This is a genomic window from Rhodococcus sp. SBT000017 (assembly GCF_003688915.1).
Taxonomy (GTDB): Bacteria; Actinomycetota; Actinomycetes; order Mycobacteriales; family Mycobacteriaceae; genus Rhodococcoides.
This window is the reverse complement of record NZ_REFU01000001.1, coordinates 2,005,243-2,023,563: the sequence shown is the minus strand read 5'-3', so window position 1 is coordinate 2,023,563 and position 18,321 is coordinate 2,005,243. Positions and strand designations below refer to the sequence as shown.

The 18,321-nt window shown below is 63.9% G+C and carries 17 protein-coding genes and 1 pseudogene; 8 read left to right on the top strand and 10 right to left on the bottom strand.

The genetic code is table 11. The features are described 5' to 3' along the window. Nucleotides 1-14: 14 nt before the first annotated feature. The 3 genes from AYK61_RS09095 to AYK61_RS09085 form a co-directional block, all read right to left on the bottom strand. Nucleotides 15-1,040, bottom strand: a complete 1,026-nt coding sequence (locus AYK61_RS09095; protein WP_121872592.1) for a phosphotransferase family protein — start codon at nt 1,038-1,040, stop codon at nt 15-17. Further along, nucleotides 1,037-2,248 (bottom strand): acyl-CoA dehydrogenase family protein, encoded by a 1,212-nt coding sequence (locus AYK61_RS09090; protein ID WP_121870564.1) that lies wholly within the window; start codon nt 2,246-2,248, stop codon nt 1,037-1,039. Before AYK61_RS09090 ends, AYK61_RS09095 begins: the two co-directional genes overlap by 4 nt. A 91-nt stretch (nt 2,249-2,339) precedes the next feature. Then, a complete protein-coding gene (locus AYK61_RS09085) occupies nt 2,340-2,957 on the bottom strand; it encodes a TetR/AcrR family transcriptional regulator (protein ID WP_121872591.1) in 618 nt (205 codons plus the stop codon). A 151-nt stretch (nt 2,958-3,108) separates the two neighbouring features. Between AYK61_RS09085 and AYK61_RS09080 the strand changes: the two genes are divergently transcribed. From AYK61_RS09080 to AYK61_RS09070, 3 genes are all read left to right on the top strand, one after another. Continuing rightward, on the top strand, nt 3,109-4,725 hold the full coding sequence (locus AYK61_RS09080; RefSeq protein WP_121870563.1) for a class I adenylate-forming enzyme family protein: 1,617 nt from the start codon (nt 3,109-3,111) through the stop codon (nt 4,723-4,725). Next, a complete protein-coding gene (locus AYK61_RS09075; protein ID WP_121870562.1) occupies nt 4,722-6,014 on the top strand; it encodes an MFS transporter in 1,293 nt (430 codons plus the stop codon). Before AYK61_RS09080 ends, AYK61_RS09075 begins: the two co-directional genes overlap by 4 nt. Nucleotides 6,015-6,332: 318 nt before the next feature. After that, nucleotides 6,333-7,067 (top strand): Ltp family lipoprotein, encoded by a 735-nt coding sequence (locus AYK61_RS09070; RefSeq protein ID WP_121870561.1) that lies wholly within the window; start codon nt 6,333-6,335, stop codon nt 7,065-7,067. A 15-nt stretch (nt 7,068-7,082) separates the two neighbouring features. Here AYK61_RS09070 and AYK61_RS09065 read toward each other — a convergent pair whose 3' ends face one another. Next, nucleotides 7,083-7,943 (bottom strand): SGNH/GDSL hydrolase family protein, encoded by an 861-nt coding sequence (locus AYK61_RS09065; RefSeq protein ID WP_259467982.1) that lies wholly within the window; start codon nt 7,941-7,943, stop codon nt 7,083-7,085. Nucleotides 7,944-8,011: 68 nt separating this feature from the next. Between AYK61_RS09065 and AYK61_RS09060 the strand changes: the two genes are divergently transcribed. Continuing rightward, nucleotides 8,012-8,347 (top strand): DUF2834 domain-containing protein, encoded by a 336-nt coding sequence (locus AYK61_RS09060; protein ID WP_121870559.1) that lies wholly within the window; start codon nt 8,012-8,014, stop codon nt 8,345-8,347. A gap of 40 nt (nt 8,348-8,387) precedes the next feature. Further along, a complete protein-coding gene (locus AYK61_RS09055) occupies nt 8,388-9,212 on the top strand; it encodes a dienelactone hydrolase family protein (protein ID WP_121870558.1) in 825 nt (274 codons plus the stop codon). A 60-nt stretch (nt 9,213-9,272) separates the two neighbouring features. On the opposite strand, the gene AYK61_RS09050 is transcribed toward AYK61_RS09055, so the two are convergent. Next, a complete protein-coding gene (locus tag AYK61_RS09050; protein WP_121870557.1) occupies nt 9,273-9,638 on the bottom strand; it encodes a DUF1330 domain-containing protein in 366 nt (121 codons plus the stop codon). Nucleotides 9,639-9,734: 96 nt separating this feature from the next. Then, nucleotides 9,735-10,073 (bottom strand): annotated as a pseudogene (locus AYK61_RS09045) (class I SAM-dependent methyltransferase); the annotation flags it as partial. Between the two features lie 210 nt (nt 10,074-10,283). Between AYK61_RS09045 and AYK61_RS09040 the strand changes: the two are divergent. Then, the gene (locus AYK61_RS09040; RefSeq protein WP_121872590.1) at nt 10,284-11,183 is read left to right on the top strand and encodes a 3-hydroxyacyl-CoA dehydrogenase; all 900 of its coding nucleotides are present in this window, start codon (nt 10,284-10,286) and stop codon (nt 11,181-11,183) included. Nucleotides 11,184-11,287: 104 nt separating this feature from the next. On the opposite strand, the gene AYK61_RS09035 is transcribed toward AYK61_RS09040, so the two are convergent. Next, entirely contained in the window at nt 11,288-12,490 is a 1,203-nt protein-coding gene (locus AYK61_RS09035; protein ID WP_121870556.1) for a helix-turn-helix domain-containing protein, read from the bottom strand. Nucleotides 12,491-12,618: 128 nt separating this feature from the next. On the opposite strand from AYK61_RS09035, the gene AYK61_RS09030 reads away from it, so the two are divergent. Both AYK61_RS09030 and AYK61_RS09025 read left to right on the top strand, forming a co-directional pair. Beyond that, entirely contained in the window at nt 12,619-14,283 is a 1,665-nt protein-coding gene (locus AYK61_RS09030) for an FAD-binding dehydrogenase (protein ID WP_121870555.1), read from the top strand. A gap of 2 nt (nt 14,284-14,285) precedes the next feature. Beyond that, entirely contained in the window at nt 14,286-15,215 is a 930-nt protein-coding gene (locus AYK61_RS09025) for an MBL fold metallo-hydrolase (RefSeq protein ID WP_121870554.1), read from the top strand. An 8-nt stretch (nt 15,216-15,223) separates the two neighbouring features. Here AYK61_RS09025 and AYK61_RS09020 read toward each other — a convergent pair whose 3' ends face one another. The 3 genes from AYK61_RS09020 to AYK61_RS09010 form a co-directional block, all read right to left on the bottom strand. After that, nucleotides 15,224-15,988: an alpha/beta fold hydrolase gene (locus AYK61_RS09020; RefSeq protein ID WP_121870553.1), complete on the bottom strand. Its 765-nt coding sequence runs from the start codon at nt 15,986-15,988 to the stop codon at nt 15,224-15,226. Further along, a complete protein-coding gene (locus AYK61_RS09015; RefSeq protein ID WP_121872589.1) occupies nt 15,985-17,700 on the bottom strand; it encodes a hypothetical protein in 1,716 nt (571 codons plus the stop codon). The genes AYK61_RS09020 and AYK61_RS09015 overlap by 4 nt, the downstream gene beginning before the upstream one ends. Nucleotides 17,701-17,777: 77 nt before the next feature. Further along, nucleotides 17,778-18,176: a LuxR C-terminal-related transcriptional regulator gene (locus AYK61_RS09010; protein ID WP_121870552.1), complete on the bottom strand. Its 399-nt coding sequence runs from the start codon at nt 18,174-18,176 to the stop codon at nt 17,778-17,780. Nucleotides 18,177-18,321: the final 145 nt, after the last annotated feature.

Genomic DNA, 18,321 nt, shown 5'->3' with positions numbered 1-18,321 from the left:
CAGTGGTTTTCGTGTCAGTCGGTGGCTCCTGCGAGTGCTCGTAACCCGGCCGCGATGAACTCCCCGGTGGCCTCCGCGGCCTTGCCTGCACCGTCCCCGGTGTCGGAGCCCGACAGTGCGCGGTGGGTGATTCCCTCGCCGATCACTCCGAGCTTGAAATTGGCGAGGGCGAGGTAGAAGCCCCAATCGTGAAGATCCCGACCGGATCCCACTGCGTAGTGTTGCGCCAGGTCTGCCGCCGAGGGGTACCGATCGCTCGTCCACGCAGCGTCAGCGCCGAGGACTGCATCGAAGACCGGTTGACGATAGATGCACATCAACGCAACGTCGGTCAGGGGATCGCCGAGTGTCGACATCTCCCAGTCCACCACCGCGGCAACGGAACCGACGTCGTCGGCGTCGAGAATGGTGTTGTCGACCCGATAGTCGCCGTGCACGATGGACGACGCAGATCCTGCCGGTACTGCCGCTTCGAGCGCGCGATGCAGCCGTTCGACATCGGGTAGGTCGCGAGTCTTGACTCGTTCCCACTGCCGAGCCCACGTGGCGACCTGCCGCGAGACGAACCCGTCGGGTCGGCCGAAGGTGTCCAGGCCGACGGCAGCTGGATCAACCGCGTGTAGTCGCGCGAGAACTCGAACCAGCTCCGCGGCATTGGCAGTGACCTGCTCGTCTGTCAGATCGTCGAGATCCTCGCGCGTGCGGATCACCCGACCCGGGACGAACTCCACGACGGTCATGGGTGCACCCAACGCAGAACCGTCTCGGTCGAACGCGACGGTTCGAGCGACCGGTACATCGGTGCCCGCCAGCGCCTCGGTGACGGCCCACTCTCGGGCCATGTCATGCGCGGAGGGCGTGAGCCCGCTGGTGGGAGGTCGACGGACGACCCAGGTCGAGGTGTCGTCGTACGCCCGGTAGGTGAGGTTGGACCGACCACCACTGATCATCTCGACCGACAGTGCGCCGTCGACGTCGATTCCGTGTCCTCGTAGGAACCGTTCCAGCGCATCGCGATTCATGCCCGGCAGTTCGCTCACGACTGTGCCTCCCACGCTGCGCGCTTGGCTGCACCGATCGTCCGTTTGGCGATTGCCCACCGGTGTACCTCGGACGGGCCGTCGTAGACGCGGAACGGGCGCACTTCGCGTGAGAGCCTGGCCAACGGAAGATCGTCGGAAACCCCGAGACCCCCACACATCTGGATGCTGCGGTCGACGATTCGGAAGATGGCCTCGGCCGCGAACGTCTTCGCGATCGACGTCTCGTTGGACGCGTGCCCACCTCGATCCAACTCGAAGCACGCCACCGTCAGCAGCGCCCTGGTGGCCGCGATGTCGATCTCGTTGTCCGCGACCATCTTCTGCACCATGCCAAGATCTCCGAGCTTGCCGCCGAACCCTTCACGTCGGGCCACCTGCGCGACGGCGATGTCGTGCGCACGGCGGGAGGCCCCGAGCCAGCGCATCACGTGCGTCATGCGGGCAGGCCCCAACCGCACCTGGGCGTAGGCGAATCCCTCGTCTACGGCACCGAGAACGTTCTCGTCGGGCACGAACGCGTTCTCGAAGAACACCTCGCAGTGACCGCCGATCATCGCTTTGTCCAGGGTGCCGATGTGTCGGCCGACCCTGATGCCCGCGGTGTCGGCGGGTGCCAGGAACATCGTGGCCCCGCCGCGATCACCGGGCGCGCCCGAGGTGCGGGCCATGATGATGAAGAAGCCTGCGCCGTCGGCGCCGGTGATGAACCATTTGTGCCCGTTGATCTTCCAGCCACCCTCGACCCGCTCGGCGGCGGTGGTGAGTGCCGCGGGATCGGAACCTGCCCCCGGCGCGGGTTCGGTCATCGCGAAAGCCGACCGCACGTCACCGCGCGCGAGCGGAGCGAGAAACTGCTCTTTCTGCGCTGCCGACGCGATGTGAGCGAGCATGTGGACGTTGCCCTCGTCGGGGGCGCCGAGGTTGAGGGCGATCGGACCGAACAACGAGTAGCCGGCTTCTTCGAACACCGGCGCGCGGTCGCTCATCGACAGCCCGTGGCCGCCGTATTCGACCGGCGCGTGCGGTGCGAACACGCCGGCGTCCTTTGCGGCCGCTTGCATTTCGACGCGCAGCTCGTCGCCCCCGGCGTCGGCGATGTTGCCCAGGAATCGGTCTTCGATGGGAAGCACATGCTGGCGGGTGAACGTGCGCGTCCGATCGATCAGCTTCTCGATGTCGGGTTCGTACGTTAGATCGATGGCCACGATGCGCTCCCATTCCGATACCGACCGAACACTCGCTCGGTCACTGGAAGGTTGGCACAATCGCTCGGTCGGGTCAAGGATTTCTGGGCAGCTACTCGTGCCCGCCGGTCGCCGCACCGACCGTACGACGGGCAATGTCGAGATAGACCGCCACCAGTTCGCTCGGAGACAACGGCCCGTCCGGTCGGTACCACGTTGCCACGCCGACACACATCGTCGTGACGGCTCGGCTGGCGTCCCTCGGGTGCGGAGTGTCGAGCAGGCCTGCATCGACACCGGCAGCGACGATCGCGTCGAGCAGCCGTTGTTCCTCGTCGCGTTTGGAAATGTAGGCGGCGCGATTCGCGGGATCGAGGCTGCGAATTTCCGTCGAGCACACGAAGGCGGCGTCGCGCCGGTGAATGTGGAACAGCAGCAGCGATTCGACGACGGCGTCGAAACGGTCACTCGGCGACGAACCGGCACCGGCCTCTGCCGATCGAGTTCGTTCCAAGAGCTCGTCCATCGACGCGTCCATGATGCCGACGAGCAGAGCCTGCTTCGACGGAAAGTGGTGGTAGAGGCCGGGAACGGACAGGCCCGCCCCTGCGGCGATCTGCCGGACCGACGTCCCGTGATAGCCCTGCTCCACGAACGTGTTCAACGCCGACGACAAGGCAGGGGAGAGGTTCGAGCCCTCGTACGTTCGCCAGGTGCGGGTCGCGGTCATTCGCCCACCGTAGATGGCGAAGCGACGCGGGTGGTCCCGGAAGCACCCGGTTGACACCTCTTCTGTGATCCGCAACACTACGGAGAACTGACCGAGCGAGTGTTCGGTCGGTACGGCCGGCCAGACCGACGCCCAATCGAAAGAGTCCTCGATGACCCTCACCATTCTCGACGCGTGGCGCGCCCGAGTGTCCCGGTCGCCCGATCGGCCTGCGCTGGCGTACTTCGATGCCGTTCTCACCGTCCGCGAGGTCGACGAGGCCTCCGACGCGGTCGCCGCCGCGTTCGCGGATCGCGGAGTCACCCCCGGCGACCGTGTCGGCATCTACCTGCAGAACGTTCCGCACTACGCACTGACCTTCTTGGCGCTGTGGAAGATCGGTGCCGTCGCTCTGATCCTGAATCCGATGTACCGCAACAGAGAACTGCGACACCTGATCGACGACGCGAAGCCCGTCGCGCTCGTGTGCGACGAATCGGATCTCGACGTGCTCGAAGAATCGTTGCAGGGCAGTACGATTCGGTTCTTCGTGAGCACCAGCGGACTGGATCTGCAGACTCGCAACGATCCACGTGTGTTCACCACGACGACGCGCGTCACGCCGACGCCCGAGAACGACCTGCTCGGCCTCGTCGAGTCCTACCGCGGTCACGCGATGGGTGCATTCACACCGCAGCCCGACGATCTTGCGTTGTTGGCCTACACCTCCGGAACCACGGGACCGCCCAAGGGCGCTCGGATCTCGCACGCCAATGCGTGTGCGACGGCTACGGACTTCGGTGAGCGTGCGGGACTGGAGGATGGCGATGTCGTGTTCGCTGTCGCACCGCTGTTCCACATCACCGGGGCCATGCTCGATGCTGCGGTCGCTCTGGTGCGCGACTGCGTGCTCGTGTTCGCCCACCGATTCCATGCCGGCGTCACGTTGGACGCTTTTGTCGAGCATCGGGTCACCTACACCATCGGGTCCATCACCGTGTTCAACGCGATCTCCGAGAGCCCGGGCGTCGACCGCAGGCATTTCGCCTCGGTCAAATCGCTGTACTCGGGCGGCGCACCCATTCCGCCCGCCACCGTCTCCGCGTTCGAGGCGAAGTTCGGGTGCTACATCCACAATGCGTACGGGATGACCGAGACCACCGCCGGTGTGATCGCGGTGCCGCCCGGACTCCGGGCACCGGTGGACGCGTCGAGCGGATCGTTGTCCGTCGGACTGCCGCTTCCTCGCGTGCAGCTGCGCACACTCGATCTGGCCGGGCGACCCACCGAACCGGGGGTCGCGGGCGAGTTGGAAGTGTCCGGGCCGCAGGTCGTCTCGGGTTACTGGCAGAACCCGGAGGCGTCGGCGTCGACGATGCCCGAAGGTCGCCTGCACACCGGAGACGTAGCGATCATCGACGAACAGGGATGGGTCTATCTCGTCGACCGGCTGAAGGACCAGATCAACGTCTCGGGATACAAGGTCTGGCCCCGAGAGGTCGAGGACGCCCTCTACGAACACCCGATGGTGTTCGAGGCAGCCGTGGTCGGTCGTCCCGACACCTATCAAGGGGAATCGGTGGTCGCGTACGTGTCGGTCCGCAATGGTTCGGCCGTGACCACGGACGAGCTGATTGCCTTCGCGCGCGATCGACTCGCTGCCTACAAGCGTCCGAAAGAAATACACATCATCGACGAGCTGCCCAAGACGCAGACCGGGAAGATTCGTCGCGCAGCCCTCAAACCTGTTTCAGTACAGACTCACTCGAGCGAAAGTGACACCCCATGACCGTCGGATCACCCCGCGAAACCCGCTCGACACCGGACATTGCCTCGCGGAAGAAGTCGTTGTTCGCCAGCACGATCGGCAACGTACTCGAATGGTACGAGTGGAGCGCCTACGCAGTGTTCGCACCGTTCATCGCCGCGGCGATGTTCAGCCAGAGCGATCCGGTCTCGGCCCTACTGTCCACGTTGGCGGTGTTCGCCGTCGGGTTCCTGATGCGGCCGCTCGGCGGCATCGTGTTCGGCCGGATCGCAGACAAGAAGGGGCGCAAGTTCGTTCTCGTCACCACCATGCTGATGATGGCGGCCGGAAGCCTGCTGATCGGCATCATGCCCACCTACGGTGCGATCGGGGCCTGGGCATCGGTACTGCTGCTGCTCGCACGCGTCATGCAGGGTTTCGCGCACGGCGGCGAGTCCGCAACGGCCTACTCCTACGTCGGCGAGATCGCGCCACCGAACCGGCGTGGAATGTGGGGAAGCGTCGCGTTCGTCGCGATCTTCGGTGGTTCGGCACTGGCATACACGGTCGGTGGCGTCATCACCTCGACGCTGTCCGAATCTGCTGTCGGTCAATGGGGTTGGCGCATCCCGTTCCTGCTGGGTGCAGTCCTCGCGCTGTTCGCTCTGTACCTACGCAAGAACATGGACGAGAGCGACGTCTTCGATTCGGAGCAGAACAAGGTGACGCAGGCTCCGATCGCACGCAAGACGGTTGTGAAGGCAATCGTGTTGATGATCGGAATGACGTCGGGAATCACAGCGGCGCACTACACCTGGACCTCGTACGTCTCGACGTTCGCCATCACTCAGCGTGGGATGGATCCCGACACCGCGTACTGGATGCTCGTCATCGCTCAGTTGATCGCGTTGGTGTCGCTGCCGTTCTTCGGTCGTCTCTCGGACTCGATCGGTCGCCGGCCGATGCTGGCCGCGTTCGCAGTATTGATGTTCGTTCTACAGATCCCGCTGACGATGATGATCTCGACGCAGTGGTGGACGTTGTTGCTCCCGTCGACGGTTGCACTGCTCGTCATCGCCGTCCCGGCCTCGATTCTGTCGTCGACACTGTCGGAAAGCTTTCCCACCCGACTCCGCACGCAGGCAATCGGATTCGCATATTCGTTCTCGGTAGCGGTGTTCGGTGGAACTGCGCCGTATCTCAACCAGCTGTTCCTCGGGTTGGATCTGGGCTGGGTCTTCGGCGTGTACATCATGTTCCTGGCCGCCATGACCGGCGTCGCGTGCTTCTTCATGAGGGAGACGAAGGGCATTCGACTCGAGGACGTTTGATCCGAACCGGCCTGTCGATCGACGAGACCGCGGCGACTCGGCGCACCCCAGGGCGTCCGGGCTCCGGTTCTGTAGTGCGACCCATTCGGACGGATGAACTTTCACCGTTCACAGCGAACAAACCCCAGTTCGGATTCGTTCGCAGGACTTCCGGCTGACGACTTATCGCAAACCGAATGGTATTAATTTTAACTACTGACACCGATGCGCGGGAAGTTCGACGAAACGATAAGTACACCGTGCAGAACCTTCTCGATCTGGTCCAGGCTGATCTGTTGTGGGGCCGTGTCGGACGCAATCGACCATTGAGGAACAAGCATGACTACACCGGCTGGATGGTATCCGGACGCCCAGAATGCAGAACAGCTGCGGTGGTGGGATGGAGAGAAGTGGACTTCGGCGGTTCATCCGAATCCATCGGATCAGGCACCGACGGAACACCTTTCGGATCGAGACACTGTTTCCGCCACGGGTGGATCCAAAGGTAGGAAATGGCCGTGGATCGTCGGCGCTGTCGCGGGCATCGTGGTGCTCCTCGGCATCGTCGGTTCGCTCGTCTCTCCCGACGAGAACGCCGACGTCGCGGCGAGCACTCAGAGCACCACCGCACGGTCCAGTTCAGCTCCAGCGTCGACGACAATCGCGACCTCGACGGTGCTCTTGCCGCCTCCAGTGCAGGTCGAAACGGTCGAAACGGCGGCACCGACAACTCTTGTTCCGGTTGTTCCGAGGACGACGCAGGCACCTGCGCCCGCACCCGGTATGACGGCCGGCCAGAGAAATGCAATTCGGTCGGCGGAGCAGTATCTCGACTATTCGTCGTTCTCACGCGAGGGCCTGATCGATCAGTTGGTGTTCGAGGACTACTCGTTCGACGACGCTTCGGTCGCCGTCGATTCGATTTCACCCGATTGGAACCAACAGGCGGTCGAGTCGGCTCAGAGCTACCTCGACTACAGCGCATTCTCTCGACAGGGCCTGATCGATCAGTTGGTGTTCGAGGGGTTCACCCTGGAGCAAGCCCAGTACGGGGTCGACAGCGTCGGCATTTAGCCGCACACTCGACGGTCAGCGCGCAGTGAGAGACCTGGTGACTTCCTCTGCGATGGCGGCCTCCCCTAGAGCGTTGGGGTGCAGCGGCACGAACTGGTCTGCGAACAGGAGCGGTTCCACCCATCGCACTCCGACGGGTTGGCAGGCGTCGTGCCCCTCCGACACCACGGACATGTCAACGAATGTCGTGTCGGTATCGGCCGCCGCCTGCCGGACCGCCTCGTTCAGAGTGGCCTGGAGGTTGCGAAGATACGGCACATCTCCGAGCGCAACGGGAACCAGAGGTTCGCAGGTGCTCTCGGCGGGAATGAGCCACGGGTAGCCGACGATGATCACCTTCGCGTCCGGGGCGCGAGTGTGAATGTCACGCAATGCCTGCCGAATCGACGGCAACGTGATGTCGACGATCTTGTCGTCGAAGGTGTTTCCGTTCTGCTGCTCGCACGGGTTCGCCACACCGGGATTGGTTACCAGTGCGCCGACGCACGCGGCAATCGCACCCGAGAAGACGCTGTTGTCGTTTCCCCCGATCATCAAGGTCACCACGTCGGTGGACGGCGACAACGCATCGAATTGCGCACGAGTACCACTGGATTGAGGAGCGTAGAAGTCCTCGGTTGCTGCACCACCGCAGCTCACGTCGGTCAGGTCGTAACCCTGCTGGCGCGCCACGATGTGGGCGAAGTTCTGCTCGGACTGCAGACACTGAAGCGGCGCCCCCGGTGCCAGTGGAAGCACTCCGTTTCCTGCGCTGAAGCTGTCGCCGAGGTTGACGTGTTCGATCGAGGATGCGGCCGCGGTAGAGGGCGTCGCCAGCGCGACCACGACGGCTGCGACAACTCCGAGCCCGAACCGTCTCGTCCTACTTCGCACCACGAACCCCCTTGCCGCCGGATACCGTCATAGATGGTATATCCGCACGAATCTGCTCTAGGTTCAGTGCCATGAGAACTGCAGATGCCACCCGTCGACGCCTACTGCTCTTGCTGACCGTCATCGGCTTCGTCGTCCCCAACACCTTCGTGGTGACGTACTTCAAGGAGCACGGTGTCAGTCGCGAGAGCGCAACCGCCTTCTTTGCCGAGTGGGTCGCCTCGACGCCGAATCGTGCTTTGACGGCCGATCTCGGCATCACCAGCGTCGCGTTCGGGCTCTGGTCCCTGTGGGATTCGAGGGACAACGGGGTCAAGCATTGGTGGCTGGTGCCTGTCGGTACCGGTTCGGTCGGAATCTGCTTCGCGGCACCTCTGTACCTTCTGCTGCGCGAGTACTCGCGATAATCCCGTTCGATGATCCAACTCTTCAGAAGGACGCACTCCCATGACCGATGACACGCTGGCCGACTTCGAGCGAACCGAGTTCACCGCCGACGGGCGGACAGCGCCCGTCTACCGCATCGGAACCGGGCCGGCTGTGATCGTGATGTCGGAGATGCCCGGCATCACTCCGAGGGTCGCGGACTTCGCGAGAACCGTCGCCGGAATCGGTTGTACGGCCGTTGTTCCGCATCTGTTCGGAGTCGACGGCAAGGATCCGCTGGCCGCGCCACTGGGTGCGCTCGGCACCGTTGCCACCATGTCCCGTGCCATGGTTCCGGCGTGTATCAGTCGCGAATTCACCATCCTGGCCACCGGCAAATCGTCGCGCATCGTGGTGTGGTTGCGCGCCCTGGCAGCGCAGGAGCACGAGCGCTGCGGCGGACCAGGCGTCGGTGCCATCGGAATGTGCTTCACCGGCGGATTCGCGCTTGCCATGGCGGCGGACGATCGACTGATCGCACCGGTGCTCTCGCAGCCGTCACTTCCGTTCGCGGCCTCGAAGTCTCGCAGTCGATCCATCGACATCACTCCGGGCGACCTCGACAAGGTGAAAAGCCGTTGTGCGGCAGGGGAGCTCACGGTCCTGGGCATGCGTTTCGAAGGCGACAAGATGTGCCCACCCGCGCGATTCCAATGGCTGCGCGAGCAGCTCGGCGACGCATTCGTCTCGGCGGAACTGCCCGACTCCTCCTTCAATCCGGAAGCCTTCGGACCACCGCATTCGGTCGTCACCGAAGGACTGATCGACGAGCCGGGGGAGCCGACACGGCAGGCGTTGGATCAGGTGCTCGACCTGTTCCGTAGTCGGTTGCTCCCGACAGATTGAGTAGATCGCTGTCTCGGCCCTGCTGAGTGACCGAGCAACTCGGTCAGCGAGCCCCCAGATTCATGACCACGGAACGGTGGCCTGTAGAACCGCCTCCTTCAGCGCGCCGGTCCGCAGTGCCGTCACCGCCTGATAATCGGGATCGGCCACCATTTCGCTGAATGCCTTGCGCGAGGGGTACTGCACCAGCAGGACCGCATCCCAGGCCTGACCGTCGTCGGCTACCAATGCCGTCGAGCCGTCGCCCGCGTACAGCACCGTCGCGCCGTAGCGCGGAAGGAACGTCTCGTCCAGTGCTTTCGCATATTCGGCGTATGAATCGCGGCCACCGTCGGCGAACCGCAGCAGGTTGAGCATCACCACAGCACCACCGGGGTCTTCTTCCAGATAGCGCTTGAGGTCTTTTCCTCGGGGATCTATAGCCATCGATCGAGTATGCGTCAGCCGACGATCCGATGGAGCGGTAATTGCAACCGCGCACGCACCACCGACGGCACCAATTATGTGGCCCGCAGCCCGCGCTCATCGACCTCGGCATCGGACCGGTAGAGCCGCAACCCCGAGGGACAGATGGCCCCACGGGCGCAGCAGTCGTGGCCCGGGGAGCCGGTCGGTGTCCAATTTCTCCATCGTGAAGCCGGCGTCCGTCACCAATTCGGGGACGTTGCGAACGAGGTGGCATCCGCCGGCGACGCGTTGCTCGATGCCGTCGAGGCGACGCTGCCACGCGGGAACGCGGGGGTCCGGGGACAGACCGTGCTCGAGAAAGAACAACTTGCCGCCAGGACGAAGCACGCGTCCGATCTCGCGCAACGCGAGAGCGGGGTCGGGCACACTACACAGCGTGAACGTGCTGACCGCGGCGTCGCAGCACCGCCGGGCAGTTCGCCATGGCCGCTGTCATGGGGAGCGCGCTCGATCTCCTTCGCCGCGTGACAGCTCCTCGGGGAGACTCGACCGCTCGTTCAGCGAGTCGATCCGCTGTTGGACCCCGAGACGGTGGTTCCATGGTCAGCGTAGAACTTGCAGAGCGGGAAACCAGTGACTCGATAAATGGGAAGTGTGTCGTCCATGACTGACGTTGAGAAAGTAGCCGTGTTCGGAACTGGAGTGCTCGGTTCACAGATCATGATGCAGGCTGCGTACCACGGAAAAACCGTTGTGGGATACGACATTTCAGACGAGCTATTGGCCAAACTGCCGGATCGCTGGGAATGGATGCGCGGATACTACAAGCGTGACCTGAAGACTTTCGACGAGGCGCGATTCGACGAGGCCATCGAATCCATCACGACCACCACCAGCGTCGCGGAAGCCGTTTCGGACGCCGACCTGGTGATCGAAGCAGTTCCGGAGGATCTCGAGCTGAAGAAAAAAGTCTGGTCGGATATCGGCGCGTCCGCCCCGCCGAGAACCATCTTCGTGACCAACTCGTCGTCGCTACTACCCAGCAGTTTTGCGGAGGCTACCGGGCGGCCGGAAAAATTTCTTGCATTGCACTTCGCCAATCTCGTGTGGCGGTACAACACAGGTGAGGTGATGGCAACTGCTGCAACAGATCCCGTCTACTTCGATACAGTACTGAACTTCGCTTCGGAGATCGGTCTCGTTCCCGTTCCGGTCCGAAAGGAAGTTCCGGGATACGTGTTGAACAGTCTGTTGATTCCGCTGCTGCAAGCAGGAGCCAACCTCTACGTCGGCGGGGTTGCCAATCCGGCGGACATCGACAACGTGTGGCGAATAGCCACCGGGGCACCCGCCGGTCCGTTCCAGATATACGACACGGTCGGCTTCAACGTCGCAGCTCACATCGCGCGCGCGAGCAATGGCGAGGATCAAGTGAAATTCGCCGATATGCTGCAAAAGGGTATCGACGCGGGAAAGACAGGCCTCGGGGACGGAGAGGGCTTCTACACATACGATGCCGACGGCCAGCGACTCGATGCTGTCGAGTCGTGGAACATCAACTGAATCGCTTTGACGTCGCTGCCCACGCACTCTGTCGTCGGCCCCCTTTTTTCCGTGTCCGATGCCCAATAGTGGACACCGAGGTCACTGGGTTCAGCCGAGCCGGATCAACCGAGTTGCCGCAATTGAATCGCGGTGTCGAGCGCCAGCCGATGCCACGCCGATCGCGGATCTCGGCCGGTCAGTTCCTGGGCTCGGCGCAGTCGGTAGCGCAGAGTCTGCGGGTGCACATGCAACTGTGTCGCTGCGGCCGTGGCGGTGCCGGTAGCAATGAAGGCCGAAAGCCCCTCGAGGATGTGCGCATTCGCGGCCTCGGTGAGCGAGCCGAGAACGGTGCGCACCACCTCGCTCGTGTCCGCGGTGGGCCGCGCGGTCAACAGTGCCAGCAGCTGCCCGTCACCGGAGTCCAGCACGGCACGGTCCTCGAACGCGTGATCCGGTGCAGTGTCCAGAGCCTCCGAAGCGAGTCTCCACGCGCTGCCGACACCGGCAATGGTCGATCGCTCCACGAGGCATCCATGCACACCGGTCGCCCGGGATGCGACGTCGACGTGGGCGCGACCGATCGCAGACGGCAGCAGCAGGATCGCCCGCTGCTCCCGCCGGGTGCACAGGTGACTCCGCTGGGTCGACGGCGTGGTGCGATCGGGTGGCGCGAGTCCCAGTGCGAGAACGAGAGATTCGACAGTGTCGTCGGTCAGGGATCTGCCCACGCCTGTCGGCTCCACCACCAGCAGATTCGGGTGACTCGGCAGTTCGAGGTCGAGTTCGCGGGCGCGATCGGCCACGGTTCCGGGCGAATTGTGTCTGCCCGCCAGTAAGTCGTCCAGCAAGAGGGCGTGAGCCTGCGCCCGATTGGACGTGAGTTGTTCGCGCGCAACGATGTACGCGCCGATGATCTCCTCGGATATCGCGTCGATGGCGTCGAGCACGCCCAGGCTGAGATCGGCTATGTCCGGTGGGTCGAGCGCATCGAGGTACTCGGTCGCCACGTGCCGAACGAACACGCTCGACGCAACTCTGTACGCTCTGAGCACGTCGGCCAACGGCCGGCCGTCGGCTGCGCGAGCCGCACCGATTGCGCGGAAGCGACTGTGATCACGTTCGTCGATAGCCGGATCGCCGCCCGCCCACAACGTCATCAGGCGACGAAGCGACCAGTAGGCGATCGCCTCGACATCGGCCAACTGCGGACCGTGCAGGTTGCGATAGACCGGGATTGCATCCCGCACGGCCTGTACTGCCGACGCCACCACAGTGACCAGTTCCGTTTCGATCTCGGCGACCACCGCTGCCCGGGCTGGGTACATCGCGGCATCGTCTCATATTTGTCAGTGACTGATAAACCTAATCATCATCCATGCTGATTTGCTTGAGTTACGGTGCTCACGACAGCACAGTCGAGGGAGACAGACGGGTCGAGCAGAAGAGTGGGGCAATGGACGCAGACGTGATCGTGGTGGGTGCAGGCTTGGCCGGACTGGTGGCGACCGCCGAACTGGCCGACGCCGGAAAGCGGGTGCTGCTCCTCGACCAGGAGCCCGAGCAGAACCTGGGCGGTCAAGCGTTCTGGTCCCTGGGCGGTCTGTTCATGGTCGACACCCCGGAACAGCGACGCATGGGCATCAAGGATTCCGCGGAGCTCGCGTGGCAGGACTGGCTCGGCACCGCTACCTTCGACCGCGGCATCGACGATCCCGCCGGGGAGGACTACTGGGGCCACCAGTGGGCGCGCGCGTACCTCGATTTCGCGGCGGGGGAGAAGCGGTCCTGGCTGCACGCGCAGGGCGTGCGGTGGGTACCCATCGTCGGGTGGGCCGAACGTGGTGGCTATCTCGCCGAGGGACACGGGAATTCGGTTCCGCGGTTCCACCTGACGTGGGGTACCGGGCCTGGGGTCGTCGCGCCGTTCGAGCGACGCGTGCGTGAGGCCGCCGACAAAGGGCTGGTGCGCTTCGGTTTTCGGCACCGCGTCGACGAGTTCATCGTCAGCGCAGGCACAGTCGAGGGAGTCCGAGGCGCAGTTCTCGAACCCAGTGCCGCGGAACGCGGTTCGGGTAGTACGCGCGTGGAGGTGGGCGAGTTCGAGTTGCGTGCCGGAGCCGTGCTCGTCACCGCGGGCGGTATCGGGGCCAATCATGACATGGTGCGGGAGAACTGGCCGGCACGGTTGGGGACGGCTCCGAAGTCCCTGATCTCGGGAGTCCCCGAACATGTCGACGGCCGCATGCTCGGCATCACCGAGAAAGTCGGTGGCCGCTTGGTCAACAAGGACCGCATGTGGCACTACACCGAGGGCATCAAGAACTGGAATCCGATCTGGAAGAACCACGGAATCAGAATCATTCCAGGCCCGTCGTCCATGTGGTTCGACGCACGTGGTCGACGGTTCCCGGTTCCCAACTTTCCCGGATTCGATACCCTCGAAACGTTGAAAGCCATCCAGGACAGTGGATTCGAGTACTCCTGGTTCGTTCTGACGCAGAAGATCATCGAGAAGGAATTCGCGCTCTCGGGATCGGAGCAGAATCCGGACATCACCGGGAAGAACCTCAAGCTCGTTCTCGGCCGAGTGTTGCCCGGTGCCAGCGAACCGGTCGAGGCGTTCAAGAAGAACGGCGAGGACTTCGTCGTCGCGGACACGCTCGCCGAACTCGTCCAAGGCATGAACAGGATCTCCGGCGAAAATCTGATCGAGCTCGCCGATCTGAAGCGGCAGATCGAGGCCCGCGACCGTGAGGTCGACAACCCGTTCACCAAGGACCTGCAGATCTCCGCAATCCACAACTCGCGTCGATCGCGCGGAGAGCGCATCGCGCGTACCGCCTCACCGCACAAGATCCTCGATCCCAAGTCGGGTCCGTTGATCGCCGTGCGTTTGAACATCATTACGCGAAAAATGTTGGGCGGCATCCAAACCGACCTGCAGGGCCGTGTCCTGGACGGCGACGGACACGCGATCGACGGCCTGTGTGCGGCAGGTGAGATCGCCGGTTTCGGCGGCGGCGGTGTACACGGGTACCGCTCACTGGAGGGAACGTTTCTGGGTGGGTGCATCTTCGGTGGCCGGCAGGCCGGACGCGCACTGGCCGCGCAGGCATAACGGTGGCCAGGAGGATCGGTCGTTCCGCGCTGCCGGGTCCGACGGAGATCGCCACCACTGCGTCGGCGTGTCCCAGGTCGCCGGTGACAGTGTCGTTCCTCGGTGTCAGCACCGTGCTCTTCGACGACGGCCGATCGGCGATCCTCACCGACGGCTTCTTCTCGCGACCGTCGCTTCCGAAAACCCTTGTGCTGCGGCTTCATTCCGATACGCGGCGCATCGATGCGGCCCTGCACAGAGCAGGGATCACCACGCTCGACGCTGTGCTGTGTGCCCACTCGCACTACGATCACGCACTCGACTCGGCGGCGGTAGCGCTGCGTACCGGTGCAGTTCTGGTCGGCGGTTCCTCGACCGGTTTCATCGGGCAGGGTTCGGAGCTCCCGAAAGACCGGATCGTCGTGGTCGAGAACGGTGAGACGACAACGCAGGGCAACTTTGCCGTCACGTTCGTCGAATCGGTTCACTCGTATCCGGACCGAGCGCACGGAACGATCGAGCGGCCACTGACCCAGCCGGCTCGGGTGCGCGAGTACCGGTGCGGCGAGGCATGGTCGATGCACATCGAACACGTTCCGAGCGGCCGGACCGCACTCGTGCACAGCAGCGCCGGGTTTCGGTCCGGCATGCTCGACGGTCGCCGTGCCGACGTGGTCTACCTCTCGATAGGACAACTGGGCCGCCGACCGCGCGCGTTCATCGAGCAGTACTGGCAGGAGACGGCCGTGGCGGTCGGTGCCCGACGCGTAGTATTGACGCACTGGGACAACTTCTTTCGGTCCCTGGACCAACCACTGCAGGCGCTCGCGTACGCCTTCGACGACATGTCTGCCTCCGTCGATGTCCTGAACGCCTGCGCGCGAAGAGACGACATCGACCTCGAATTGCCGACCCTGTGGCGACGCGGCGACCCATGGGCCGACCGAGGCTGACCTACGGATCAGCCGGTGCCGTCCTCGATCGTCTCGACGATCGTGCGTGCGCACAGTTCGGGGTCGTCGATCATCGGAACGTGACCGACGCCGGGTAGTGCGACGAACCGGGCTCCGGGCAGCCGTTGCCGAGCGACGGGAACGAACTCGGCCGGCGGAAAGATGCGATCGTGGGCAGCCCACGCGACGGTCACCGGACACGGAAGTTCGAGGAGCGGTTCCATGTTCTCGCGAGTGTCGAGCAGTTCGTACGCCGCCTCGCACCCGACGAGGTCCTGGAACGATCGGACCGCTTGCTGCCTCGTCATTCGATCTCCGTGGACCGCGATGTCGCGCATGGCAATTCGCCGGCCCGAGCCGAACTTCATCAGCGGCGGAGCGAGATGGCGGGTCGCGTCGGCCAGCTTCTTGGTGCGGATCAGCGTGGCTCGGCTGGCACCGGGCTTCTCGTTCTTCTCCCACAACCCGGCCGGTGAGAATGCGCAGACCGACCGCGCCCGACCCCGTCGAGCAAGTTCGACGGCCATCCATCCGCCCATCGAGTTTCCAGCGATGTGGACTGCGTCGAGGCCGCGCTCGTCGAGTTCGCGTTCCGCGGTATCGGTGACGGCAGCGATTGTCGCCCCGGCTGCGAGCGTAGGACCTCCGCGATGGCCGGCTGCAGTGGGAACGATGAGGTCGAAACGCTCGGCGAGCAGCGGTACGACATCGTCCCATGCTGCTGCAGACATGGTGACGCCGTGTAGCAACATCAGCGCAGGTCTGTCGGTCATCGGCTGAACTCTGCCAGTCGAGTCGAAACCTGTTCCGGGAGGCCGTCGTTCTGCTTCTGAGCTGCCGTCAACACGTCGAGGTGGTTGTATCCGCGGAGCTTGACGGGAACGTCGCTCGGGCTGTCCGACGCACCGAGGTCGAGCCCGCCGTCGCCCTGCAGCGTCAGCACCGGGTTGCGGGTGACGCCGTCTCGGTAGAGGTAGTGAGCGGCGATCGACGGCGCGGTCGGTTGACCGAGATCGGTGCTGATGGCCGTCGGGAAGTACCACTCGGTGAAGTCCAAAGGCGGTTCGCTCAGACTCCGCACGATCTGCGAGATGGAACTGACTTCCTTCGATGGGTCGGTGTACGAGTTCGGGGTCATCTCGTCGTAGTCCTGCCAGGTGTAGACGACGGATGGGTCCCCGTAGCTCGTCGGTGCTGCTTTGCGGTCGCTGCCGAAGACCTGACCCAGGAACGGAATCGTCGCGATCACCTCGTTCGGCATCGGGAAGTATTTGTCCTGTACGGGCCCGTTGCCGATGAAGCCGACGCTGGTCTGCAGAAAACCGAGTGGCTGAGAATTGTCGTCGAGCAACGCGCCGACGACGGCTTCGTTGGTGGCGTACAGCGTCCTGATGTCGGGGAGTCCGGTCGCGGCCATGATGGGGTCCTTGGACAGCAAGGTCCGCAATGTCGCATCGAAGTTGAGGCTGCGCGGCAGTCGGTCGACGACGTCGTTGACTCCAGTCGGGTCCAATCGAGCGGCAAGTCCCGCTATCGCAAGCAGATTCGTCGTTTCCGGATTGATGACGGCGGGCAATCGCGTCACCGGGTACACGTCGGTCAACGCACCCGACGCGGCCTCGACGGGGCCGGCGAGCGCCGGCGGAACTTCCGGAAGGTCGAGGTTCCTGATGGGGTTCGGCGGACCGGCCTTGATCACGGTGTCGAGTGCGAAGTACCCGGAGCACTGGTTGTATCCGGCATCGTCGGTGGTTGCCGGGTTGCCGTCGAAATCCCAGTTCGCGAAGTAACCGGTCAGGAACCCACCGAGGGAATGGCCACCGCACAGTACCTTCTGTTTACGGATTTTCTGGTCGGGGAATTCGAGACGCAGCACGTCGTACTGGTCGCGCATGGTCTGCACCAGGCCCTGGTCCTCGAGCCACGCGGTGCCCGCGCCGTCGGCGTATCCGGCAAACGTGTGGCCGTGGACGGTTCCCCCGGCGAAGTAGTAGTCCGTGGCGATGTCGAGGTCGTTCGCGGCGAGTGCCGCCTGGGTTCCGGTGTGGTCCTCTAGGCAGTTCGAGCGGCGGTCCAGGGCCCAGAACTCGATGTGTCTGCCCTCTGCGTCCGCTGCGGCGACAGTGTTGCGGGCGACGGACTCGAAGGCACCCGCACCCTCGAACACTCCGGGCTGTGCCACGAGCACTCGGTCGGCGTCCGCTGAATTCTCGGGTCCGTCCGCGGCTCGATATCGCAGATAGGCGAGCCGATCGCACTCCGCCGGGTGCGGCGCAGAACCCGCGGGAAGCGGGGCGTCGAGATCGACGACCGTCGCGACGACCCCGGTGACGGGTGAGGACGACGTGATCTCGCGTTCGGTGCGGCCCGGCACAGGCTCAGCAGACACAGCAGCAGGTACCACGGCTGAAGTCGACGCCACCAACGATATGCACACGGCACCACGCACGAACGAGCGCCGCGCGAATTCCCCCAGAATTGTCATGGCCCCCACCATCGGCATGAATACATCGTGCGTCTGGGAATCTAGCATCGGACCGCGACGCGGCGAACCGCAATGGGTCAGAGATCGTCGAGGGTGACCAGGCCGTCCTGCAGTGCACGGGCCACGAGCGACGCTTTGGTCGGTGCAGCCCGACCGACAGTGGCGTACTTCGCGCGAATTCGAGTCAGGTGGGTATTGACCGTGCCGAGTGCGATGTGCAGGACCGCACACACTTCTTGTTTGGAGTCGCAGCGCAACCACGCATCCAGGACCGCGATTTCGCGCGCGGTGAGTCCTGGATCGGCGAATGTCGCCGCTTCCTTCTGGGACCTGGGTGTGTCGGTGCCGGAAGTCACGGCGGTCCTGGCCCGCACGGTCGATGCACTGCGGCGCGGCGCGAACCTCTGCGCCGGGTGGATCGCGGTACCGGACGCAGCCTGAATCGTGGTCGACACACCTGTACTCGTCACTCGCATTGCATCCGACCCCCGTTGTCCGACTTGGGTGTTTCGAGTATCCGACCACGCGAGAAAATATGAAACAACACCAATGGCTTCGAGGCGGAACACGGCATTGGAGACTTTTATCGACCTAGCTTTATTTGCTTGTAAAGTCAGCGGT